We start from the raw sequence: 22,473 nt of genomic DNA, 5'->3' as shown, positions 1-22,473 counted from the left end.
TGCACGAGTTCGGGTCGCGCGCCGTGGCCGAGGCCGCCCGCTCGGTCGGCGCCGGCCTCACCCATGTCTCGGCGCTCGGCGCCGACCTGAACTCGCCGTCAGGCTATGCCCGCACCAAAGCGCTCGGCGAGAAGGCGGTGTTCGAGACGATACCCGATGCCGTCATCTTCCGTCCGTCGATCAATTTCGGACCCGAGGACAGCTTCTTCAACCGCTTCGCCAACATGGCGCGCTACTCCCCTATCCTGCCGCTGATCGGCGGCGGGCAGACAAAATTCCAGCCGGTCTATGTCGGCGACGTCGCCGAGGCGATCGCGCGCTCGGTCGACGGCAAGGTCAAGGGCGGCGATATCTATGAGCTCGGCGGCCCGCAGGTGCTGACCTTCAAGGAATGCATGGAGGAGATGCTCGCCGTGATCGACCGCAGGCGCCTCCTGGTGCCGGTGCCGTGGTGGATGGCCAACATCCAGGCCTCGATCCTTCAGCTGTTGCCCAATCCGCTGCTGACCAAGGACCAGGTGCTGCAGCTGCGCGAGCACAACGTCGTCTCCGAAGCCGCCGCCAAGGCGAACAGAACGATCACCGGCCTCGGCATCCTGCCGCAGGCGATCGCGACGATCCTGCCAAGCTATCTTTGGCGCTTCCGCGCGGCGGGTCAGTTCCAGCAACGCCGGCCGATAGCCGACCGGTAGAGCAATTCGAGTAGAGCAATTCGAGCAAATGCCCGGCGGGGGTTTCCGTCCGGGATCGCTCTGACCTACGAGAGCGCCTCAGCGGCGACGGGAAACCTGCATCGGTAGTCCGCCCTGCGGCTGCGTGGTCAGTTTTTGCACCGGCCATGGCCGGGTTTCCGACGTTACATCGAAGCGGAAGCGCGACAACAGGATCGCCAGCGCGATGATCGCCTCCTGCATGGCGAAGCTGGCGCCGATGCAGACGCGCGGTCCGGCGCCGAAAGGCAGATATTGGAAGCGGTCGATCCGGTCGCGGTTTTCCGGATGGAAGCGCTCCGGCATGAAGGCGTCCGGCCTGTCCCACAGCTTGCGGTGGCGGTGCACGACCCAGGGCATCACCAGCACGGCGGCGTATTTCGGGATGTAGAGACCGTTCCAGGTTTCCGGCTCGATCGGCTCGCGGTTGATCGAGGGCGCCGGCGGATAGAGCCGGAGCGCTTCCTCGAAGCCGGCGCGGGTGAGCGGCATGGCGTCCAGCCACTTTGTCGGATCGGGCTCCCTCGCCAGCATCGCGTCGACCTCGCGCTCGATCCTCTCGCGCTCCCAGGGCGCTTCGGCGAGGCAGTAGATCGTCCAGCCCAACGCCCGCGCAGTGGTCTCGTGACCAGCGCCGATGAAGGTGATGATGTTGTCCTCGACTTCCGAGCGGGTGAGGCCATCCGGCCCTTCGGCCCTCAACAGAAGCGTCAGGAAATCCTGCGGCACGCCGTCGGGGTCGCGCTTCAACCGCTCCTCGCGCATCTTCACCGTGTTGGCGACGATGTTGCGGAAATAGGCCATGGTCTTGCGGCCGCGGATGCGGGTGAGGCGCGGCAGCCATTCCGGCGCGCGCAACAGGTCGAGCGGGTCGACCCGGCCCATGGTCTCGAACAGGCGGTCGATCTCCTTGGCGAAGCTGCCGGGCTCGCCGGCGATCTCGCCGGAAAACAGCGTTTCGGCAAGGATGTCGTAGGTGAGCAGCGTCATGTCATGCGCGATGTCGGACGTGCCGCCGGCCTCGTAGCGGGTGACGAATTCCAGGGTGCGCTTCAGCATCGGCTCGGCGAAGCCGAAGATGTGGCGCGGCGTGAACATCGGCGCCATGGCCTTGCGCGAGCGCTTCCACACCTCGCCCTCGGCGGTGAGCAGGCCGTCGCGCAGGATCGGACGCAGGATCAGCTGGCGCACCGTCGCCATCTTGTAATTCCTGGCGTTGTCGATCAGGACATGGCGGATCAGGCCGGGATCGTTGGCGATAACCAGCGGACCGCCGATGCCGGTCACCGAGATCCAGGGCTCGTTGTAGGTGTGCTCGCCCCACAGCTCGAGCGGGTTACGGTAGACGATGCGCATCATCTCCAGCGTCGAGGGCGGCTGGGTGCGCGGCTTCGGCGCGGGCGGCACGAAAGGGGCGGGCTTGGTGTCCATGGGCATGCTCCGCTACGAGCGCAAATGTAATGCGCGGCAAAGCGGGCGTCCATGTGGCCGAACGGCAAGTCCGCGAACAGACCGTCTCGCCTGAATGTGAACGGCGCCGGTCAATGGCTGCTTGTTGACGGTGACCGCTTACTTTAGTCGCCAACGGGCACCGTCAATCAAGGAGTCACCCGTGAAGCACCAGCTGAACATCATCATCGGCAGCACGCGGCCGGGGCGCGCCGGCCCGATCTTCGCCGAGTGGCTGGAGGGCTTCGCGCGCGAGCACGGCAAGTTCGAGCCGGTGCTGACCGACATTGCCGCCTTCAAGCTGCCGCTGCTCGACGAGCCGCATCATCCGCGCCTGCGCAAATACGAGAACGACCACACCAAGGCCTGGTCGAAGGCGATCGATGCCGCCGACGCATTCGTCTTCGTGGCGCCGGAATACAATTATTTCGTGGCCCCGGCGATTGTTAACGCTGTCGACTACCTGCTCAAGGAATGGCGCTACAAGCCGGCCGGGATCTTCAGCTATGGCGGCGTTTCGGGAGGCCTGCGCGCGGCGCAGGCGCTGAAGCCGCTGCTGACCTCCGTCGGAGTCATGCCGATTCCGGAAGGCGTGGCGTTGCCTTCCTACAGGACCTTGCTCGACAAGGACGGCGCGTACCATCCGAGCGACCAGGTGCTGGGCGGCGCAAGGACCATGCTGGAGGAGTTGTTCCGCTGGAGCGAGGCGCTGAAGTCGCTGCGCGCCGGCCTCCCTTCGGAATAGCAGACGTCCCGACGTGACTGCTGCAGGCCGCGCTCGGGCGCGGCTTTCGCAAGCGGCATAGTCCCGATGTCCGCGCGCCCTTTCCCGGTCCATCGCGCTGGAGATCATGAACGGCCGCTCGCCAGCCGGCAAAATGCCCGCAAACCTTGGAAAACCGGCCATTTGCGCCTATATCTAGGACATCAAAACGGCGCGATTCGGGGCCATTTTTCCGCGCCGGATCAGCGACATCAATCAGACAGGTATTTATGAGCGACCAGACCGAAAGCGCCATTGGCGCGGAAGCCGAGTACGGCGCCGATTCCATCAAGGTTTTGAAGGGGTTGGACGCCGTTCGCAAGCGGCCGGGCATGTATATCGGCGACACCGATGACGGCTCGGGCCTGCATCACATGGTCTATGAGGTGGTGGACAACGCCATCGACGAGGCGCTGGCCGGGCACGCCGACCTCGTCTCGGTGACGCTCAATCCCGACGGCTCGGTGACGGTGATCGACAATGGCCGTGGGATTCCGACCGATATCCACCCCAGCGAGGGCGTCTCGGCGGCTGAAGTGATCATGACGCAGCTGCATGCCGGCGGCAAATTCGACCAGAACTCCTACAAGGTCTCGGGCGGCCTGCACGGCGTCGGCGTCTCGGTGGTCAACGCGCTCTCAGCATGGCTGAAGCTCAAGATCCGCCGCAACGGCGAGATCTTCGAGATGGGCTTCACGCATGGCAATGCCGACGCGCCGCTGAAAGTCACCGGCAGCTACGAGCAGGACAAGCGCCCGGGCACCTATGAGGGCCGCAGCGGCAGCGAGATAACCTTCTTCCCGTCGGCCGAGACCTTCACCATGGTCGAGTTCGACTACAATACGCTGGAGCACCGGCTGCGCGAGCTCGCCTTCCTCAATTCCGGCGTGCGCATCGTGCTGACCGACGCCCGCCATGCCGACCTCGTGCGCCATGAGCTGCACTATGACGGCGGGCTCGAGGAATTCGTCAAATATCTCGACCGGGTGAAGAAGCCGCTGATCGAGAAGCCGATCGCCATCCGCGCCGAGCGCGACGGCATCACCGTCGAGGTGGCGATGTGGTGGAACGACAGCTACCACGAGAATGTGCTGGCCTTCACCAACAACATCCCGCAGCGCGACGGCGGCACGCATCTGGCCGGCTTCCGCGCGGCGCTGACGCGGCAGATCACCGGCTATGGCGAGTCCTCCGGCCAGACCAAGAAGGAGAAGGTTTCGCTCACCGGCGACGACTGCCGCGAAGGCCTGAGCGCCGTGCTGTCGGTCAAGGTTCCGGACCCGAAATTCTCCTCGCAGACCAAGGACAAGCTGGTGTCATCGGAAGTCAGGCCGGTGGTGGAAAGCCTGGTCAACGAGGCGCTGGGCACCTGGCTGGAAGAGCATCCGACCGAAGGCAAGGTGGTGGTCGAGAAAGTGATCCAGGCGGCCGCCGCACGCGAGGCCGCGCGCAAGGCGCGCGACATCACCCGCAAGAGCACGCTCGGCGTCACCTCGCTGCCCGGCAAGCTTGCCGACTGCCAGGAGCGCGATCCGGCGAAGTCGGAAATCTTCATCGTCGAGGGCGACTCGGCCGGCGGCTCCGCCAAGGGCGGGCGCTCGCGCCAGAACCAGGCGATCCTGCCGCTGCGCGGCAAGATCCTGAATGTCGAGCGGGCGCGCTTCGACCGCATGCTCAGCTCCGACATGATCGGCACGCTGATCACCGCGCTCGGCACCTCGATCGGCAAGGACGAGTTCAATGCCGACAAGCTGCGCTACCACAAGATCATCCTGATGACGGACGCCGACGTCGACGGCGCCCATATCCGCACGCTGCTGCTCACCTTCTTCTTCCGGCAGATGCCGGAGCTGATCGAGCGCGGCCATCTCTACATCGCCCAGCCGCCGCTCTACAAAGTGACGCGGGGCAAGAGCTCGCAATACCTCAAGGACGAAAGCGCCTATGAGGAATATCTGATCGAATCCGGGCTTGAAGAGGCTTCGCTGACGCTCGGCTCCGGCGAGGTGCGCACCGGACAGGACCTGCGCAGCGCCGTCGACGACGCGCTGGCGGTGCGGCATCTGATCAACGGGCTGCACACACGCTACAACCGCAGCGTCGTCGAGCAGGCGGCGATCGCCGGCGCGCTCAATGCCGACGTGCTTGCCGATCTCGGCCGCGCCACCGCCATGGCCGAGCGCGTCGCCGGGCGGCTCGACATGATAGCCGAGGAGACCGAGCGCGGCTGGACCGGGCGGCTATCGACCTCCAATGACGGCTCGGGCGGCTACGTCTTCGAGCGTACCGTGCGCGGCGTCAAGGATGTGGTCCAGCTCGATGCCGGGCTGATCAACTCGGCCGATGCGCGACAGCTCGACCGCTACGCGCCGCGGCTGGCGGAAGTCTACGGCGAGCAGCCGGTGCTGCGCCGCAAGGAAACTTCCGAGCTTCTTTCGGGGCCGCTGGCGCTGCTCAACGCGGTGTTCGCCGCCGGCCGCAAGGGGCTTACCATGCAGCGCTACAAGGGCCTCGGCGAGATGAACGCCGAACAGCTCTGGGAAACCACGCTCGACCCGAATGTGCGCTCGCTGCTGCAGGTCAAGGTGAATGACGCCACCGACGCCGACTCGCTGTTCTCGCGGCTGATGGGCGACGAAGTGGAGCCGCGGCGCGAGTTCATCCAGGACAATGCGCTGTCGGTCGCCAATCTGGACATCTGAGCAGCCGACAGTCTCCTGCAACGAAAAACCCGGCGGACTGCACTGTCCCCGTAAAGTTGGACACAACCTTCGGGGGTCAGTTCAGGGCGCCGGGCTTTTTTGTTGCGGAAGCTGCGGCTGATCAGTGATCCATGGCCTTGACGATTTCCTCGGTCATCTTCTTGGCGTCGCCGAGCAGCATCATGGTGCCGTCCTTGTAGAACAGCGTGTTGTCGATGCCGGCATAGCCGGAGCCGAGCGAGCGCTTGACGAAGAGGCAGGTGCGGGCCTTGTCGACGTCGAGGATCGGCATGCCGTAGATCGGCGAGGACTTGTCGTCACGCGCGGACGGGTTGGTGACGTCGTTGGCGCCGATGACATAGGCGACGTCGGCCTGCGCGAACTCGGAGTTGATGTCCTCCAGCTCGAACACCTCGTCATAGGGCACGTTGGCCTCGGCGAGCAGCACGTTCATGTGGCCGGGCATACGGCCGGCGACCGGATGGATGGCGTATTTCACTTCGACGCCGTTGGCCTTCAGCTTGTCGGCCATTTCGCGCAACGCATGCTGCGCCTGCGCCACCGCCATGCCGTAGCCCGGCACGATGATGACCTTCTGCGCGTTCATCATCAGATAGGCCGCGTCGTCGGCCGAACCCTGCTTGACGGTGCGCTCGATGCCGTCATCGGCCGCAGCCGCCGACTCGCCGCCGAAGCCGCCGAGGATGACGGAGATGAAGGAGCGGTTCATGCCCTTGCACATGATGTAGGACAGGATCGCACCGCTGGAGCCCACCAGCGCACCGGTGATGATCAGCGCCAGGTTGCCGAGCGTGAAGCCAAGCGCCGCTGCGGCCCAGCCGGAATAGGAGTTCAGCATCGACACCACGACCGGCATGTCGGCGCCGCCGATCGGGATGATCAACAGCACGCCGAGCACCAGCGAGGCAGCGACGATCAGCCAGAAGACAAGCTTCGATTCGGTGGTGACGAGCAGCACGATCAGCACCACAAGTGCTGCGCCGAGCGCGATGTTGATCAGGTGGCGGCCGCCGATCATGATCGGCTTGCCGGACATGCGGCCGTCGAGCTTCAGGAAGGCGATGACCGAGCCGGTGAAGGTGATGGCGCCGATGGCGACGCCAAGGCTCATCTCGATGAGCGCCTGGGCATGGATGTCGCCGGCCGTGCCGATGCCGAAGCTTTCCGGCGCGTAGATGGCGGCTGCCGCAACCATGACGGCGGCAAAGCCGACGAGGCTGTGGAAGGCGGCGACGAGCTGCGGCATCGAGGTCATGGCGATGCGCCGGGCCACATAGGCGCCGACGCCGCCGCCGATGGCGAGGCCGAGCACGATCAACCCGAAGCGGCCGGCCGAGGGCAGCGCCAGCGCCAGCGTGGTGGCAATGGCAATGCCCATGCCGATCATGCCGTAGAGATTGCCCTGGCGGCTGGTGGTCGGATGCGAGAGGCCGCGCAGCGCCAGGATGAACAGGATGCCCGAGACCAAATAGAGGAAGGAAGCGAGATTGACGGTCACGTCACTTTTCCTTCTTCTTGTACATGGCGAGCATGCGCTGGGTGACGAGGAAGCCGCCGAAGATGTTGACCGAGACCAGCACCAGGGCGATGAAGCCGAAGCCCGCAGCAAGGCCGGAGGCCGCGATGCCGACGGCGAGCAGCGCGCCGACAACGATGACCGAGGAGATGGCGTTGGTGACGGCCATCAGCGGCGTATGCAGCGCCGGCGTCACCGACCACACGACATAATAGCCGACGAAGATCGCCAGCACGAAGATGGCAAAGCGAAAGACGAAGGGATCGATGGCGCCGCCCGAGAGTGCATGCGCCGCGTTACCGGCAGCCTCGGCGCCGGCGGGCGCGTTGGCCAGATCCTGCACGGCAAGGCGGACGGCGGCCGTCGCCTGATCGAGCTGGTCGAGGGCTTTCTGCAGCTGTTCCATCACGCGCTCCCCTTCGGCTTGGCCGCGGCCTTCCTGTTGTTGGTTTTCCGGGGCGTCGGTTTCTTGTCGGCGGCATCTGCGACCAGGACCGTGGCCGGGATCGCAGCCGGTTCCGTGCGCGGCAGCTGATCAGCCTTGGCGAAATTGGGATGCACGACCTTACCGCCATCGGTCAGCATCGTCGCCTTGACCAGCTCGTCGTCGCGCTTGATGGCAAGCTGCTTGGTCGCCTTGTCGACCATCGTCTCAAGGAAGGCATAAAGGTTCTTGGCATAGAGCAGCGAAGCCGACGCCGCGACGCGGCCCGGCACGTTGAGATGGCCGACGATCTTGACGCCGTTTTCCGTCGTCACAACCTTACCGGGCACAGCACCCTCAACATTGCCGCCGCGCTCGACGGCGAGGTCGACGATCACCGAGCCCGGCTTCATCGAGGCGACCATCTCGCCCGAGATCAGCTTCGGCGCCGGGCGGCCGGGGATCAGCGCCGTGGTGATGACGATGTCCTGCTTGGCGATATGCTCGGCGGTGAGCGCCGCCTGCTTGCCCTGGTATTCCTTCGACATTTCCTTGGCGTAGCCGCCGGCCGTCTCGGCCGCCTTGAACTCCTCGTCCTCGACCGCCAGGAATTTCGCGCCGAGCGACTGCACCTGCTCCTTCACCGCCGGACGCACGTCGGTGGCGGTGACGACAGCACCGAGGCGGCGCGCGGTGGCGATGGCCTGCAGGCCGGCGACGCCGACGCCCATGATGAAGGTTTTCGCCGCCGGCACAGTGCCAGCCGCCGTCATCATCATCGGCAGGGCGCGGTCATACTCGGCAGCCGCGTCGATCACCGCCTGGTAGCCGGCGAGATTGGCCTGCGAGGAGAGCACGTCCATCACCTGCGCGCGGGTGATGCGCGGCATGAACTCCATGGAGAAGGCGGTGATGCCGGCCTTGGCCATGGCGGCCACCGCGGCATCGTTACCGTAGGGATCCATGATGGCGATGACGGCCGCGCCCGGCTTGTAGCCCTTCAGCTCGGCATCCGTCGGCCGGCGCACTTTCAGCACGACATCGGCCTTCTTGGCATCGGCCGTCGTTCCGATTGTGCCGCCGGCACCGGCGAAATCCTGGTCGGGGATGCGCGAGCCGAGGCCAGCGCCCTTCTCGACGATCACCTCGAAGCCCAGGCTCACCAGCCGTTTTACCGTCTCAGGCGAGGCCGCGACACGCGGCTCGTTCGCATCAAGCTCACGAGGGATGAATACCGTCTGCCCCACCGCATGATCCTTTCGGCTGGAACCTTGCTGCGCAAGGCGTCGGCCGGGACCTCCGGCAGGACGTCGAACGCAATGGCTTGGAAAGTCTACCGCAGAATGAAATAGCCGACGGCCATGATCACGATGAACAGGATAGTCGCCGAGAAGAAGCCGCCTGCGAAGAAGCCAAAGGCCATGGCCAGCAGGATCGCGGCGCAGACGAGCGAGCCGTATTTGGCGAGCGAGAGGAACGCCCTGTAGGTGCGATCATGCTCGGCATAGTCCATCTGCGCACCCAGTTCGACAGGACCGGTCGGCGTGTGATCAGCCATAGGAATACCCCTTCGAAAATGCCTTCGAGGCACATAGCGAAAAGCCGGACCAAGAGCAATGGCGCTATTGCCGCACGGCCGGCGACAACAGCCTCAAATGAAAGTTGAAGGCCGGTGGCCGTTGCAGACCATGGTTGGCGCCGCCGATCCCTTCAAGACGTCTGAACGTGCGATGATAATTTCGCGCTTTCCGGCTAAACGTGACGTGACTAAGCTTGCCTGCACCAACGACTGGGCAATCACCCGCATGATGTCGCCGACAGAGAGACTTGACTGGGAAGGCACCAGCATCGCCTGGGGTTCGGCCGGCTCCGGTCCTCCGATCGTGCTCGTGCATGGAACGCCATTTTCCTCGCATGTCTGGCATTGCATTGCCCCCGAACTGGGGCGCGAGCACACGCTCTATTTCTACGACCTTCCGGGGTATGGCCAGTCCGAGAAACGCGAGGGGCAGGATGTTTCGCTGGGCATCCAGAACAAGGCGCTGGCGGCGATGCTGGCGTTCTGGCAGCTCGATCGACCGAACATCATCGCCCATGACTTCGGAGGCGCCACCGCCTTGCGAGCGCATCTGATTGACGGTTGCGATTATGAAAGACTGCTGTTGATCGATCCGGTGGCGGTGCGGCCGTGGGGCTCACCCTTTGTCCAGCATGTCAGGCGGCATGAATTCGCCTTTGCCGGCGTACCGGACTACATCCAGGTAGCGATCCTGAAGGCGTATATTGCAGGCGCGGCAGCCAAACCTTTGTCCGACGACGAACTGCAGCCGTACATCGCACCATGGACCGGTTCGGATGGCCAGGCGGCTTTCTATCGGCAGATCGCGCAGATGGATCAGCGTTTCACCGACGAGGTCGAACCGCTCTATCGCGAATTCCGCTGCCCGGTAGCTTTGCTGTGGGGAGAAGAAGATCGCTGGATCTTGCCGCGGAGCGGCGAGAAGCTTGCGGCCATGCTGCCGGATTGCACCTTGACGCTGGTTCCGGGCTCCGGTCACCTCATGCAGGAGGATGCACCGGAGGCGATTGTCGCTGCCGCGCTGCGCTTTTTCGCCAGCTGAGAGTTCTTTCAGCTGGCGAGGTGCGGAAACAGGCCGAGAATGCCGACGACGATCAAGTAGAGCGCGACGATGTAGTTGAGCAGGCGCGGCATCACCAGGATCAATATGCCGGCGATCAGCGAGATCAGCGGCGTGAGCGCAAGCGAGTGGATGGTCATGACCGTATCCTTCCCATGAACAACGCGATATGAGCTGGCGAAACGCCTGCTGGGCAAGAATGCGGCGTCGCCCGATCGCGACGCCGCTACTCGTAACGCGGGAATCGCAAGAAAGGTCCATGATGCGCGGAAGGACGCCCTTTCAGGCGGCGTCGCGGTAGTATTTCGCCGTCGGTACGATGGACAGGGGGGTCAGCCGATTGATGGCCGGATTGGCGAACATCATCCGCTGTTCCACCGGCGTCGACTTGAAGAACGGGAACCGCTCGAGCGTCTGGCGCAGATTTTCGCCGCAGGGGATTTCGAACAAAGCGATCGGCGCAAGAACGCCTGGAAAGACCTTGCCCTCGGTCCGCTGCACGGCATGGAATATGCGGGCATAGTAAGCGGCATGCTCGACCTTGACCGGCGTGAGCACCGCGGTCTGGCCAAAGTAACAGGAGGCCACCATGCCGAGCCTGAGCGTCAGGAACGGCAGAACCCCCGGCGCGGGCGCGCCGTCCGCATCGGTTGCGAAGCGGGTTCCGTCGATGAAGCTCTCTCCCCGGGCAAGCCGTTCGGCCAAAATCTCCGGATAGGCGTCGACGGAAGGCGAATAGGGGTGCTCGCGGGAGATGTAGTGGAGCCGCAGGGTGCTGACCAAGTGGCCATCGAAATAGACGCCGAAGCGATAGGAATTCGGCAGATTGTCCCAGCGATCCTCGAACATCCCGCTGGCGATCGGACCGCACATGCCCGAGCGCAGGTAGGACTGATAGCGGAGGCGGTAGATCGCCTCCAGATCCTCGCCCCCCGTGATGAGACGATAATCGACATGCTCCAGCAATTGCATGATCGAACGGTTCAGCGCCGACCCAGCGTTTGCGCCGGCGCCAGCCTGCGCATCGTTTCTCGCAGCATCCATTCTCAAGTCCTCGTATCCGCCTGTGAATAGGCTATTCGAGTTGAAATGGGACACAAGCCGAAAATTCGATACTGCTGATTTACCCTTCGTTAACCTTAATAACCGGCGGAACTCCTCGCCGGTAAAGTTGCGCTGAAAAAGCCGACCGAGCGCCCTGGCCTAAGCTCGCATTCGGGATGAAGAGCGCCGAAAAACTCGGCAATTAGAACTGTTTATGTAACTCATATTCCGATAGAATCACATTTCTATTGAAAATATTTTTTTATACAATTTACCATAGAAAACAGCCTCTCGCTTTGACCGCAATTGTTTCGAAAGATATTGCCAAAGCGCCTTCAAAGCTTGAGCTTCGTGCAAATTGCTTCTCAGCCAAAGCAACGCGCGTTGTCGATCCGGCGAAATTTGCAAATACGGCTACCTGGCCGTCCGCTTGGCCGCGAGGCGCAGGTCCGCGGCGAACGGCCAGGTGACGTTCGACATCGTCTCGATGCCGGACGCGCTCAGCGCGGCGCCGAAGAGGAACCCTTGCACGAGGTCCGGTTTGACCGAACGCACCAATATCTTCAGCTGCTCGAAAGTCTCGACCCCTTCGACGGTGACGACCAGGCCCAGCGTCCGGGTCAAACCGACGATACCCTTCAGAAGGTCGAGCGACTGGGGACTCTGGGTCACGTCGATCAGGAAGGAGCGGTCGATCTTGATCTTGTCGAGCGGCAGCTTGTGCAGGTAGCTGAGGCTGGAATAGCCGGTGCCGAAGTCGTCGAGCGCTATGCGGACGCCCAGGGTCTTCATCTCTTCGATCAACTCGCGGGTCAGCGATTTGTCGTCAAGCAAGGCGGTCTCCGTGACCTCGATTTCGAGCCGGTGCGGCGCAAGGCCTGACGCCGCCAGGGCATCGCGCACCTTCTGCACGACGTCGCGGTTGCGGAAATCCTTGGCCGAGAGGTTGATCGAGACGCTGGTCTGCGCCGGCCATTTGGCGCATTCGGCGCAGGCCGCCTGCAGCACGAAGGCGCTGATCTCGGAGATGATGCCCATCTCCTCGGCCAGCGGAATGAAGATGCTTGGCGAAATCGGACCAAGATCGGGATGATCCCAGCGGCAGAGCGCCTCGCAGCTGGCGATGCGCATGGTGCTCATCGACACGATCGGCTGGTAGACGACGCGCAATTCCCTGGCTTGAACGGCGCTGCGCAGATCGGCCTTCATCAGCTGGCGGTTGCGAAAGGCGGCATCCATCGAAGCCTCGAACAGCCGCCAGCTGTTCTTGCCGAGCTCCTTGGCCTTGTAGAGCGCAAGGTCCGCCTTGACGATCATGGCGTCGACATCGGTGTCCTTGACCCAGGACAATACTGCGCCACCGCTGGCCTGGATGCGCAGGCCGTGGCCGGCGACGTCGACCTCGCCCTGCAGGTCGGCGAAGATCTCGTCGAGCAGGCCGCCGAGATGGCTCTCATCCTCGATGCGGTCGAAATAGATCATGAACTCGTCGCCGCCGAAGCGGCTGACATTGATGCCAGGCCCGGCGACCGCCGCCAGCCGCTCGGCTACGGCATAGATCAATCCGTCGCCGACCGGATGGCCGAGCGTGTCGTTGACGCTCTTGAAATCGTCGAGGTCGAGCACCGCCAGGCCGCAGAGCCGGTCGCGGTCGCCGGAGGCCATGGCCTCGCCGACCAGCTCGTGGAAGTAGGCACGGTTCGGCAGACCGGTGAGGTTGTCGTAGCGCGCCATGAAACGGATCTTTTCCTCCGCCTCAACGCGGGCCGTCACGTCCTCGAAGGTGATGACGCCGAGTTCCTGGCTGCCTTCGCGCGCGGAGAATTCGTAGTGCTGGCCGTTGGCAAGCGACACCAGCACCTTGCGGTCCCGGCCCTCGCGCAGGGCGCGCGTCAGCTGGGCCTCGATGTAGCGGCAATCCTTCGGCGCCAGCATGCCGCCGGCGACGCCGCGCATCAGAAGCCCGTGAATCGAGCGCCCGAGCAGCGCATCGGCCGATTTCAGCGACATCAGATGGGCGGCCTCGGCATTGGCGACGGCGACGCGTCCGTCCGGGCCGAGCATGACCAGGCCATGCGACATGGTGTTGAGCGCGCGGTCGAACCTGCGCGTCAGGTTCCTCGCCTGCTTGTGCCCGATGACCGCCGAGAACAGCACGTTGCGGACATGATCGGCGCCGGTGATGGTGATGAACGTCATCGGGATGATCATCAGGCCGAGGACGACGGAGGGCGCGTCCATGCGCAGCAGGAGCGCAAGCGCCGCCGGACCGATGAAGGTCACGGAAAAAATCCGCACCATGCGCGGAGACCCGTAGTTGCGGGCGACAACCGTGACCAGGGTCGCCAGGGTCAGCGACATCGCCGCCAGCTCGGCGAAGGGATCGGGATAAACATAGATCGACACGAAGCATAGCGCGCCCAATCCGAGACCCTGGAGGCAGCCCTTGAGGATGTAGCTGCGCTCCAATCGCTGCGCGTGTTCGACATCGGCAATCACGCCGCCTGTCTTCAGGAAGCCGCGAATGCCGAAGTAACGGATAAGGCTGACGGAAAGCAGAGCAAAAGAAAACGCCAGGAACAAGGGATTGTGCGTACGCAGATTGATCATGAATCCGAGGATCCAGTAGCACGCACCACCGATCAACAACATGTGCGCGTTGTCGAACAACGACCGCACAAATTGGATATAAACATCCGCAGGGATGCTTTCGGTCTTTGTTTTGCCCATAGGGTCGGCCCAACGCTAAGCCTTGTCATGACACAACCGCCTTAAGAAAGGCTTAGAACAGGAAGCGCTTAAGCAACGGCTTCGGCCCGCCCGCCCGCCAAAGGCGCAAGGGTCGAGGCCGACCTGAAAAAGCTTCGGGCAATCGGTTTGGTGCAATCACTCAGCGGCGCTGAGAACCGGCGCCGGCTCGGCCTGGGTCAGCCGCTGCAGCAGCCTGGAGCGCTCCTCCGCCGCCTTTGCGGCACTGGCTTGCCGGACATGGCCATAGCCGCGGACGAGCGCCGGCACGGAGGCCAGAGCGGCGGCGGCATCGATCCTGCCCGGCGCAAGTGCCGCGGCGATCAGATCGAGATCGGCCTCGTATTGCGCAAGCAGCCGCCGCTCGGCTCGCCGTTCGGCGGTGCGGCCGAACACGTCGAGCGCGGTGCCGCGCAGGCCTTTCATGGCAGCGAGCAGGCGAAATGCCTTCATCATCCACGGGCCGAAGCTCGATTTCCTTGGGCGACCGTCATTGCCGCGCCGCCCGAGGACCGGCGGCGCGAGGTGGAATTCCAGCCTTTCGTAGCTCTGGAACTGCCTTGCGAGGTCGGCGGCGAAGGCGCCATCAGTATAGAGCCGCGCCACCTCATACTCGTCCTTGATCGCCATCAGCTTGAACAGGTTCTTGGCGCCAGCCTCGGTCACGGCCGTCGAGCCGGGAACCGCTCTCGCCTCGGCGGCACGCAGCGCGGCGACCCTGTCGGCATAGCGCCTTCCATAGGCGGCGTTCTGGTAAGCGGTGAGGAAAGCGACGCGCCGGGCGATGATGTCGTCGATCGTTTCGGCGGGTGCCGACGCCGGCTTGCCCGTCTTGCCGACCAAGTTGCGCACGAAATCCGGCTGGTGCGCGGCGCGACGGCCCCAGCGGAAGGCAGCGATGTTCATCGCCACCGCTTCGCCGTTCAATTCGATAGCCTTTTCAACGGCTTCGGCCGAGAGCGGCAGCCCGCCATGCTGGAAGGCGAAGCCGAGCATGAACATGTTGGCGCCGAGCGAATTGCCGAACAGCGCGGTCGCCGTGCGGGTGGCGTCGAAGAAGTGGGCCTTGCCGTCGCCGGCGGCGGCACGGATCGCCTTCTTCAGCCGCTCGACCGGCAGCGAAAAATCGGCCGAGCGGGTGAATTCGCCGGGCATGATTTCGGCGGTGTTGGCGAGAAATATGGTGTGGCCTTCACGCACCGCGGCGAGCACTTTCTTGGCCCCGGAGACGACGAGGTCGCAGCCGAGCACGAGGTCGGCCTTGCCGGCCGAGACGCGGATGGTGTGGATGTCCTCGGGCGTCGCGGCAATGCGGACATGGGTGAAGACCGAGCCGCCCTTTTGGGCAAGACCCGCCATGTCGATCATGCCGCAGCCCTTGCCCTCGAGATGGGCGGCCATGCCGAGCACCGCGCCGATGGTGACGACGCCGGTGCCGCCGACGCCGTCGATGATCGCTGCCCAGCCCTGGTCGCCGAGCGGAAATTCGGCGGGTGACGGCACGCCGTCCAGCGGATCGCTCTTGCCGGCAATACCTTCGGCCTTCCTGATCTTGCCGCCGTGCACCGTCACGAAAGAGGGGCAGAAGCCGTTGAGGCAGGAAAAGTCCTTGTTGCAGCTCGACTGGTCGATCCGGCGCTTGCGGCCGAATTCCGTCTCGACCGGCTGGATCGAAACGCAGTTCGACTGAACGCCGCAATCGCCGCAGCCTTCGCAAACCAGCTCGTTGATGAAGACGCGCTTGTCGGGATCGGGGAAGGTGCCGCGCTTGCGGCGCCGGCGTTTTTCTGCGGCGCAGGTCTGGTCGTAGAGAAGCACCGAGACGCCTTTCACGCCACGCAATTCGCGCTGGACGAGGTCGAGATCATCGCGGTGATGGATGGTGGCGCCGGCCGGGAAATCGGCCTTGCCGGCATATTTATCCGGCTCGTCGGTGACGACCGCGATGCGCTCGACGCCCTCGGCGCGCACCTGCCTGGCGATCATATCCACCGTCAGGCCGCCTTCATGGGGCTGGCCGCCGGTCATGGCGACCGCGTCGTTGTAGAGGATCTTGTAGGTGATGTTGGCGCCGCTCGACAGCGCGAAGCGGATCGCCAGCAGGCCGGAATGGTTGTAGGTGCCGTCGCCGAGATTCTGGAAGATATGATCGCGCCTGGAGAACGGCGCCTGGCCGACCCATTGCGCGCCCTCGCCGCCCATGGCGGTGAAGCCGACGGTGTTCCGGTCCATCCACAGCGCCATGAAGTGGCAGCCGATGCCGGCGGCGGCGAGCGAGCCCTCGGGCACCTTGGTCGAGGAATTGTGCGGGCAGCCCGAGCAGAAGAAGGGCGTGCGCGAGCCGATGTCGACGGTGTCGGCAAGCATCGCCTGGAACTGGCGCAGCTTCGCTACCCGCGCAGCGATCTCCTCCGAGGGGCCGATGGTGCGCAGGATCCGCTCGCCGAGCGCGATCGCGATCTCGTTCGGGTCGAGCGCGCCCTTAGCCGGAAACAGCCAGTCGCCGCGCTCGTCCTTCTTGCCGACGATGGCCGGCTGGATGGCGGAGCCGTAGAGGTTCTCGCGCAACTGCACCTCGATCAGCGATCGCTTCTCCTCGACGACGACGATGGTGTCGAGGCCGCGGGCGAAGTCGGCGATATGCTGATAGTCGAGCGGCCAGGGGCAGCCGACCTTGAACAGGCGGATGCCGATGCGGTTGGCCGCCGCTTCGTCGATGCCTATATCCTCGAGCGCCTGGCGGACGTCGAGATAGCTCTTGCCGATGGTGATGATGCCGAGCTTCGGCTTGCGGCCGCCGGAATAGACGATCCGGTTCAGCCCATTGGCCTGGATGAAGGCTGAAGCCGCGGCGCGCTTATGCTCATGCAGCCGCTCCTCCTGCCCGAGCATGTCGATCTCGTGGCGGATGTTGAGGCCGCCGGGCGGCATGTCGAAGTCCGGAATGACGATGTTCAGCCGCTCGATCGAGGCGTCGACGGAGGCTGTCGATTCGATGTTGTCCTTGACGCATTTGATCGCCGCCCAGGTGCCGGCGAAGCGCGACATGGCAAAGCCATAGAGGCCGTAGTCGATGATCTCCTGCACGCCGGCCGGGTTGAGGATCGGCACCATGGTGTCGACGAACAGGAATTCGGTGGCATGCGCGTTGGTCGAGGATTCGGCCATGTGGTCGTCGCCCATCAGGGCGAGAACGCCGCCATTTCTCGACGAGCCGGCGAGATTGGCGTGGCGGAACACGTCGCCGGAGCGGTCGACGCCCGGCCCCTTGCCATACCAGACGGCAAAGACGCCATCATGCGTGCCTTCGCCGAGCAGTTCGGTCTGCTGCGAACCCCAGCAGGCGGTGGCGGCGAGCTCCTCGTTGAGGCCCGGCTGGAAGACAATGTCGGCCTGGGCAAGCTGCTTCTTCGCCCGCCAAAGCTGCATGTCGAGGCCGCCGAGCGGCGAGCCGCGGTAGCCGGAAACGAAGCCCGCGGTGTTGAGGCCCGAGCGGCGGTCGCGCTCGCGCTGCATAAGGAGCATGCGCACGACGGCCTGCGCCCCGGACAGGAAAACGCGCTCCTTGCCAAGGTCGAACTTGTCGTCGAGCGCGACGTCATGCAGCGTCATCAGGCATTTCCTCTGCGGAGGCACGCCTCGGATCGGGCGGCCAACGTCGGAGTGGGAGGCCGCAGTCTTTCTTCCCTTGCGGGAGAGGTCAAACAAAATCGCAGAGGCCAGGCGGGACGCAACAAACGGTCCGGGTGAACCCACCCAGCGCATTTAAGATGAAGCCAACCGCTTCATGAAGCACGAAAGTTTCGGCAGCCGGCGCTTCCCGGTCGAGCATGATCTTTTCGAACCAAAGGTTTGGGATCGTGCCCTAGACCGCCTTCGAGCAATCAGGCTTGGGCGCATCGGGCAGCTTGCCGTCGGGATGGCCGGCAAGGTCCGGATTGAGCTCATATTTCGGCCCGATCACCAGCGGCCGGTCCGGCAGCATCGTCTGATCCTCCGTCGAGGCCATTGTCGTCTCGAGGCTCTGGAGCAATGTGCCGCTGGAATCCTCGATGCGGATCGTAACGGAATAGGGCTTGTCCTTGACGACGCAGGTGAGCGGCGGGCTGGTAAGCGTGATGTGGGGAAGCTTCGGCCAGATCTTCTGGTTGACGACGAGCGGATCGCCGCCGGCCGGATTCTGGAAATTGACGACCGCAACCTGTCCCTCACCCATCGGCCGCAGCGGCCTCAGCGTGATGACATAGGTGGCGATGCCGAGCCGGTAGTTGAACTCGAACAGCTTGCCGGAAATGGCGAAGAGCTGCTCCTTGCCGGTATCGCGGCAGGCGCCGAGCGCCGTCGCGGCAATCAGGGCCGCGCTAAGGGCGATCGAACGGAATTTGCTAGGCATTGGTGGTCTCCCTGGCCGCCGTGCGGCGGCGATAGTAACGATTCGCTTTCTGGCGGTTGCCGCACACCGCCATGTCGCACCAGAGGCGGCTGGAGTTGCGGCTGCGGTCGACGAAGAGCCAGCTGCAGTTCGGACAGATCCTGAGCCTGGCAACGGTGTCATCCCGCAGCAGTGAAAGCGCCGAGACGGCCAAAGCCGCCTCGAAGGCGATCGGTGTCGACGGATCGCCAAAGGGCCTGCCCGGCGCGCCGATTTCGGTGCTGCTGCCGGAGAGCCCGTCGGCGCAGGCCGTCAGGAAATCCGGCAGATGGCCGGCGGCGATCGCGCCTTTCGCTATGGCATGGCGGAACAGGCGGTCGGTCGCCTCGCGGATCGACAGCACAACCGGGGCGATGCCGTCCGGTTCCGGCGCCTCCAGCCGCCGGCCGCCGAGTTCGGCGGCGCGAAAGCCGCTTGCCGCCTCGGCAAAGCGGGCGATCTCGGCCGGATCATCGAAGCGGTCGAAGGTCTTTTCCGGATCGTTGCGAAGCACGACCGTGTTCGCCGTGTCGAGCGCCAGGATGCCGCCGGTGAAGCGGTGCGGGGTCCAGGATACCGTCATGCCAGAAATCTAACCGATAAAACGGATTTGACAAGTTAGATTCCGAGTGCAACGGTTCCAACGGGGCCAGGTCGCACAGCCCCAGAGATGCTTGATGCTCTATTTCTACCAGCAGGTGCTGAACGGGCTGCATTCGGGCGCGCTCTATGCGCTGCTCGCCTTCGGCTATGTATTGACCAACGGCATCCTGCATCGCACCAACCTTGCCTATGGGGCCCTGTTTGCCTTTTGCGGCCACACCATGATCCTGACCGCCGCCTTCGGCTACCAGGCGCTGTGGCTGACGCTGTTCGCCTCGGTCGCGCTCGGCATCGTTGCCGCCCTGCTCTACGCGGTGCTGATCAGCCAGGTGCTGTCGCGCAGCGTGTTCGAACGGCTTGCCGCCCGGTCGCCCAATGCCATCGTGGTGACGACGCTCGGCATCCTGCTGTTCCTGTCGGAAGCAAGCCGCATCGCCGCCGATACCCATGATCTCTGGATGCCGCCGATGCTCGCCCAACCCGTCATCTTCGCCCAGGACACCGGCTTCAAGGTGACGCTCACCGTCATCCAGTTGCTGGACTGCGCAGCCGTGATAGCGGGGGTGGCGCTGGCCGCCTGGCTGTTTTCGCATTCGCGCTTCGGCCGCGCCTGGCGGGCTGTATCCGACGATCCGAAAGCGGCTGCGATGTGCGGCATCGACGTTCGCGCCGTGTTCCGCCGCGCGGTGCTCTGCAGCGGCTTCTGCGCGGCTTCTGCCGGCGTGCTCGCCGGCCTCTATTACGGCAACATCAGCTTCGGCACCGGCCTCGTCTATGGCCTCAAGATCCTGTTCGTGACGGCTGTCGGCGGCTATATGTCGCCGCTGAGGGCGGCCCTTGGCGCCGCTGCCTTCGGCATGGCCGAATCGCTATGGGCCGGCTATTTCCCGATCGAATGGCGCGATGGCTGGATCTATCTCTTCCTCGTCGCCATGCTGGTGCTGATCGGGGCCGGCCGCGACCAGGCCAAGGTGGCCTGAACCCGTCAGACTTTGGTTGCATGACGTTCGGTGAACCGGCAGGTTTCCACCGGCGCCATCGTTTGGCGCGCCTTGTCGTGTTGACCTGTCAGACCACGCACTGCATACCGTTGGGCCAAGCGGCGCGCCACCGGATGGGGGAATCGGGCACGCGGCATGACCAGGGAGGAAATGCATGACAGTGCTGCTCGCTCTATCCAGGACGATCGACCGCATCAACGAGTTCATCGGCCGTTGGGTCTCGTGGGCGATCCTGCTTGCGATCCTGGTGAGCGCCGTCAATGCCGTCATCCGCAAGGTGTTCGACATCTCGTCCAACGCCTGGCTGGAGCTGCAGTGGTACCTTTTCGGTGCCGCCTTCATGCTGGCTGCCGCCTACACGCTGAAGCAGAACGACCATATCCGCATCGACATCGTCTACGGCATTTTTTCCCGCCGCGTACAGCACTGGATCGACCTCCTCGGCCATCTGCTCTTCCTGATGCCGTTCGCGGTCTTGATGGTGATCTACTTCGTGCCTTACGTGTCGCTGTCCTTCCACAGCGGCGAGATGTCGACCAATGCCGGCGGCCTGATCGTCTGGCCGGCGAAGGCTATCCTGCTCGTCGGTTTCTTCCTGTTGGCGCTGCAGGGCGTTTCCGAGATCATCAAGAAGGTCGCCATCATGCGCGGCGACATGGAGGATCCCAATCCCTTCATCTCGGCGCATGAGCAGGCCGAGCTCGAGGCCAAGGCGCTTGCCGAGGAAGCCAAGGCGTTGGCCGGCGAGGTGCGCTCATGATCGAGTTCATCGCGCAGAACATGGCTCCGATCATGTTCGCCTCGCTGATCATCTTCCTTTTGATCGGCTACCCCGTCGCCTTCTCGCTCGCGGCAAACGGGCTGTTGTTCTTCTTCATCGGCGTGCTCTTGTCGCCCTATTCGGGCGGATCGATCAACCTCGCCTGGCCGCTGCTGCATGCGCTGCCGGACAATTTCTACGGCACCAGGGTGATGTCGAACGACACGCTGCTGGCCATTCCGTTCTTCACTTTCATGGGCATCGTGCTGGAACGGTCCGGCATGGCCGAGGACCTGCTCGACACGGTCGGGCAGCTCTTCGGCCCGATCCGCGGCGGGCTCGCCTATGCGGTGATCTTCGTCGGCGCGCTGCTTGCCGCGACGACCGGCGTGGTGGCGGCTTCAGTCATCGCCATGGGGCTGATCTCGCTGCCGATCATGCTGCGCTACGGCTACGACCGGCGCCTCGCCTCGGGCGTGATCGCGGCTTCCGGCACGCTGGCCCAGATCATCCCGCCCTCGCTGGTGCTGATCGTGCTGGCCGACCAGCTCGGCCGCTCGGTCGGCGACATGTATGCGGGCGCCCTGATCCCCGGACTCGTGCTGACCGGCATCTACATGCTCTACATCCTGATCATGTCGATCGTCCGGCCGAACGCAATGCCCGCATTGCCGCTCGAAGCCCGCACGCTCGGCCACGGCGTCATCTCGTTGATCGTAGCGCTGCTGGTGGCCGGCGCGATCTCCTATGCCGCCTATCGCTACCTCGTGCCGACGCATGGCGACAATGCGGACATCCTCGGCGCCGCCGTCGGCGTGATCGTCATCTACATCGTGGCGATCGCCGACCAGCGGCTCGGAATCCACATGATGTCCAAGCTGGCGCAGCAGGTGGTGATCGTGCTCATCCCGCCGCTGGCGCTGATCTTCCTGGTGCTCGGCACCATCTTCCTCGGCATCGCCACCCCGACCGAGGGTGGCGCCATGGGCTCGGTCGGCGCTTTGATTATGGCGGCTGCGAAGGGACGGCTGTCGCTGGATGTGATCAAGCAGGCGCTGGCCTCGACGACGCGGCTCTCCTCCTTCGTGCTGTTCATCCTGATCGGCGCGCGCGTCTTCTCGCTCACCTTCTACGGCGTCAATGGCCATATCTGGGTCGAGCATCTCCTGACCTCGCTGCCCGGCGGCGAGACCGGCTTCCTGATCGGCGTCAACATCCTCGTCTTCGTGCTCGCCTTCTTCCTCGATTTCTTCGAGCTCGCCTTCATCATCGTGCCGCTGCTGGCGCCCGCCGCCGACAAGCTCGGCATCGACCTGATCTGGTTCGGCGTGCTGCTCGGCGTCAACATGCAGACCAGCTTCATGCATCCGCCTTTCGGCTTCGCGCTGTTCTATCTGCGTTCGGTCGCCGCGCGCGTGCCCTATCTCGACCGGCTCACCGGCAAGCAGATCGCGCCGGTCACCACCGGCCAGATCTATTGGGGCGCGGTGCCGTTCGTCTGCATCCAGGTGATCATGATCGGGCTCACCATCGCCTTCCCGCAGATGGTGATGCGCTACAAGGGCGCCGCCGTCGAACCAAGCACCATCGACATCAAGCTGCCGGAGATGCCGGGATTGGCGCCGCTCGGCACGCCGCCGACCGACAATGGCGCGGCGCCCGCCAACGGCGGCGCCGCACCG

General features: G+C 64.2%; 18 protein-coding genes. 7 read left to right on the top strand and 11 right to left on the bottom strand.

What is annotated here, in order from left to right:
• A partial coding sequence (locus tag DH10_RS03425) for a complex I NDUFA9 subunit family protein (RefSeq protein WP_192384201.1) occupies positions 1 to 692 on the top strand: 692 nt, incomplete at its 5' end.
• 78 nt (positions 693 to 770) lie between these two features.
• Here DH10_RS03425 and DH10_RS03420 read toward each other — a convergent pair.
• Positions 771 to 2,141, bottom strand: coding sequence for a cytochrome P450 (locus DH10_RS03420; RefSeq protein ID WP_192250969.1), 1,371 nt, complete (start codon positions 2,139 to 2,141; stop codon positions 771 to 773).
• Between the two features lie 181 nt (positions 2,142 to 2,322).
• On the opposite strand from DH10_RS03420, the gene DH10_RS03415 reads away from it, so the two are divergent.
• On the top strand, positions 2,323 to 2,904 hold the full coding sequence (locus tag DH10_RS03415; RefSeq protein WP_192250966.1) for an NADPH-dependent FMN reductase: 582 nt from the start codon (positions 2,323 to 2,325) through the stop codon (positions 2,902 to 2,904).
• Between the two features lie 248 nt (positions 2,905 to 3,152).
• On the top strand, positions 3,153 to 5,624 hold the full coding sequence (gene gyrB / locus DH10_RS03410) for a DNA topoisomerase (ATP-hydrolyzing) subunit B (RefSeq protein ID WP_192250963.1): 2,472 nt from the start codon (positions 3,153 to 3,155) through the stop codon (positions 5,622 to 5,624).
• A 121-nt stretch (positions 5,625 to 5,745) separates the two neighbouring features.
• Here the strand turns inward: gyrB and DH10_RS03405 are convergent, their stop codons facing one another.
• The 4 genes from DH10_RS03405 to DH10_RS03390 form a co-directional block, all read right to left on the bottom strand.
• The gene (locus DH10_RS03405) at positions 5,746 to 7,143 is read right to left on the bottom strand and encodes an NAD(P)(+) transhydrogenase (Re/Si-specific) subunit beta (RefSeq protein ID WP_192250960.1); all 1,398 of its coding nucleotides are present in this window, start codon (positions 7,141 to 7,143) and stop codon (positions 5,746 to 5,748) included.
• Between the two features lies 1 nt (position 7,144).
• Positions 7,145 to 7,567 (bottom strand): proton-translocating transhydrogenase family protein, encoded by a 423-nt coding sequence (locus DH10_RS03400; RefSeq protein ID WP_067003367.1) that lies wholly within the window; start codon positions 7,565 to 7,567, stop codon positions 7,145 to 7,147.
• Positions 7,567 to 8,832, bottom strand: a complete 1,266-nt coding sequence (locus DH10_RS03395) for a Re/Si-specific NAD(P)(+) transhydrogenase subunit alpha (RefSeq protein WP_192250956.1) — start codon at positions 8,830 to 8,832, stop codon at positions 7,567 to 7,569. Before DH10_RS03395 ends, DH10_RS03400 begins: the two co-directional genes overlap by 1 nt.
• A gap of 86 nt (positions 8,833 to 8,918) precedes the next feature.
• Entirely contained in the window at positions 8,919 to 9,143 is a 225-nt protein-coding gene (locus DH10_RS03390) for an aa3-type cytochrome c oxidase subunit IV (protein ID WP_192250953.1), read from the bottom strand.
• A gap of 58 nt (positions 9,144 to 9,201) precedes the next feature.
• Here DH10_RS03390 and DH10_RS03385 point away from each other — a divergent pair, with 58 nt between their 5' ends.
• On the top strand, positions 9,202 to 10,206 hold the full coding sequence (locus DH10_RS03385; RefSeq protein ID WP_343221460.1) for an alpha/beta fold hydrolase: 1,005 nt from the start codon (positions 9,202 to 9,204) through the stop codon (positions 10,204 to 10,206).
• An 8-nt stretch (positions 10,207 to 10,214) separates the two neighbouring features.
• Here the strand turns inward: DH10_RS03385 and DH10_RS03380 are convergent, their stop codons facing one another.
• The 6 genes from DH10_RS03380 to DH10_RS03355 form a co-directional block, all read right to left on the bottom strand.
• Complete coding sequence (locus tag DH10_RS03380; RefSeq protein ID WP_192250952.1) at positions 10,215 to 10,364, bottom strand: DUF3096 domain-containing protein; 150 nt, start codon at positions 10,362 to 10,364, stop codon at positions 10,215 to 10,217.
• A gap of 142 nt (positions 10,365 to 10,506) precedes the next feature.
• Positions 10,507 to 11,268 (bottom strand): N-acyl amino acid synthase FeeM domain-containing protein, encoded by a 762-nt coding sequence (locus tag DH10_RS03375; RefSeq protein ID WP_192250947.1) that lies wholly within the window; start codon positions 11,266 to 11,268, stop codon positions 10,507 to 10,509.
• 414 nt (positions 11,269 to 11,682) lie between these two features.
• Complete coding sequence (locus tag DH10_RS03370; RefSeq protein ID WP_192250945.1) at positions 11,683 to 13,998, bottom strand: putative bifunctional diguanylate cyclase/phosphodiesterase; 2,316 nt, start codon at positions 13,996 to 13,998, stop codon at positions 11,683 to 11,685.
• Between the two features lie 156 nt (positions 13,999 to 14,154).
• Entirely contained in the window at positions 14,155 to 17,628 is a 3,474-nt protein-coding gene (locus tag DH10_RS03365; protein WP_192384199.1) for an indolepyruvate ferredoxin oxidoreductase family protein, read from the bottom strand.
• Positions 17,629 to 17,881: 253 nt separating this feature from the next.
• Positions 17,882 to 18,409, bottom strand: a complete 528-nt coding sequence (locus tag DH10_RS03360; protein ID WP_192250939.1) for a hypothetical protein — start codon at positions 18,407 to 18,409, stop codon at positions 17,882 to 17,884.
• The gene (locus tag DH10_RS03355) at positions 18,402 to 19,010 is read right to left on the bottom strand and encodes a CGNR zinc finger domain-containing protein (RefSeq protein WP_192250936.1); all 609 of its coding nucleotides are present in this window, start codon (positions 19,008 to 19,010) and stop codon (positions 18,402 to 18,404) included. The genes DH10_RS03360 and DH10_RS03355 overlap by 8 nt, the downstream gene beginning before the upstream one ends.
• A gap of 94 nt (positions 19,011 to 19,104) precedes the next feature.
• Here DH10_RS03355 and DH10_RS03350 point away from each other — a divergent pair, with 94 nt between their 5' ends.
• From DH10_RS03350 to DH10_RS03340, 3 genes are all read left to right on the top strand, one after another.
• Positions 19,105 to 20,010, top strand: coding sequence for a branched-chain amino acid ABC transporter permease (locus tag DH10_RS03350; RefSeq protein WP_192250933.1), 906 nt, complete (start codon positions 19,105 to 19,107; stop codon positions 20,008 to 20,010).
• A 175-nt stretch (positions 20,011 to 20,185) separates the two neighbouring features.
• Entirely contained in the window at positions 20,186 to 20,791 is a 606-nt protein-coding gene (locus DH10_RS03345) for a TRAP transporter small permease subunit (protein WP_192250930.1), read from the top strand.
• Positions 20,788 to 22,473: TRAP transporter large permease (locus DH10_RS03340; protein ID WP_192384197.1), on the top strand; the 1,686-nt coding region annotated here is incomplete at its 3' end. The genes DH10_RS03345 and DH10_RS03340, both read left to right, overlap by 4 nt.

The sequence above is a fragment of the Mesorhizobium silamurunense genome, assembly GCF_014843825.1.
Taxonomy (GTDB): domain Bacteria; phylum Pseudomonadota; class Alphaproteobacteria; order Rhizobiales; family Rhizobiaceae; genus Mesorhizobium; species Mesorhizobium silamurunense.
Note: the sequence above shows the minus strand (reverse complement) of the source record. Positions and strands in the feature narration are given on the sequence as shown.

What these genes read in the sequence shown, in the direction of transcription:
- DH10_RS03420 (WP_192250969.1), bottom strand. Translation starts at nt 2,141, where the DNA reads ATGGACACCAAGCCCGCCCCTTTCGTGCCGCCCGCGCCGAAGCCGCGC.
- gyrB (WP_192250963.1), top strand. Translation starts at nt 3,153, where the DNA reads ATGAGCGACCAGACCGAAAGCGCCATTGGCGCGGAAGCCGAGTACGGC.
- DH10_RS03400 (WP_067003367.1), bottom strand. Translation starts at nt 7,567, where the DNA reads ATGGAACAGCTGCAGAAAGCCCTCGACCAGCTCGATCAGGCGACGGCC.
- DH10_RS03390 (WP_192250953.1), bottom strand. Translation starts at nt 9,143, where the DNA reads ATGGCTGATCACACGCCGACCGGTCCTGTCGAACTGGGTGCGCAGATG.
- DH10_RS03385 (WP_343221460.1), top strand. Translation starts at nt 9,202, where the DNA reads ATGGCGCTATTGCCGCACGGCCGGCGACAACAGCCTCAAATGAAAGTT.
- DH10_RS03380 (WP_192250952.1), bottom strand. Translation starts at nt 10,364, where the DNA reads ATGACCATCCACTCGCTTGCGCTCACGCCGCTGATCTCGCTGATCGCC.
- DH10_RS03375 (WP_192250947.1), bottom strand. Translation starts at nt 11,268, where the DNA reads ATGGATGCTGCGAGAAACGATGCGCAGGCTGGCGCCGGCGCAAACGCT.
- DH10_RS03370 (WP_192250945.1), bottom strand. Translation starts at nt 13,998, where the DNA reads ATGGGCAAAACAAAGACCGAAAGCATCCCTGCGGATGTTTATATCCAA.
- DH10_RS03365 (WP_192384199.1), bottom strand. Translation starts at nt 17,628, where the DNA reads ATGACGCTGCATGACGTCGCGCTCGACGACAAGTTCGACCTTGGCAAG.
- DH10_RS03360 (WP_192250939.1), bottom strand. Translation starts at nt 18,409, where the DNA reads ATGCCTAGCAAATTCCGTTCGATCGCCCTTAGCGCGGCCCTGATTGCC.
- DH10_RS03355 (WP_192250936.1), bottom strand. Translation starts at nt 19,010, where the DNA reads ATGACGGTATCCTGGACCCCGCACCGCTTCACCGGCGGCATCCTGGCG.
- DH10_RS03350 (WP_192250933.1), top strand. Translation starts at nt 19,105, where the DNA reads ATGCTCTATTTCTACCAGCAGGTGCTGAACGGGCTGCATTCGGGCGCG.
- DH10_RS03345 (WP_192250930.1), top strand. Translation starts at nt 20,186, where the DNA reads ATGACAGTGCTGCTCGCTCTATCCAGGACGATCGACCGCATCAACGAG.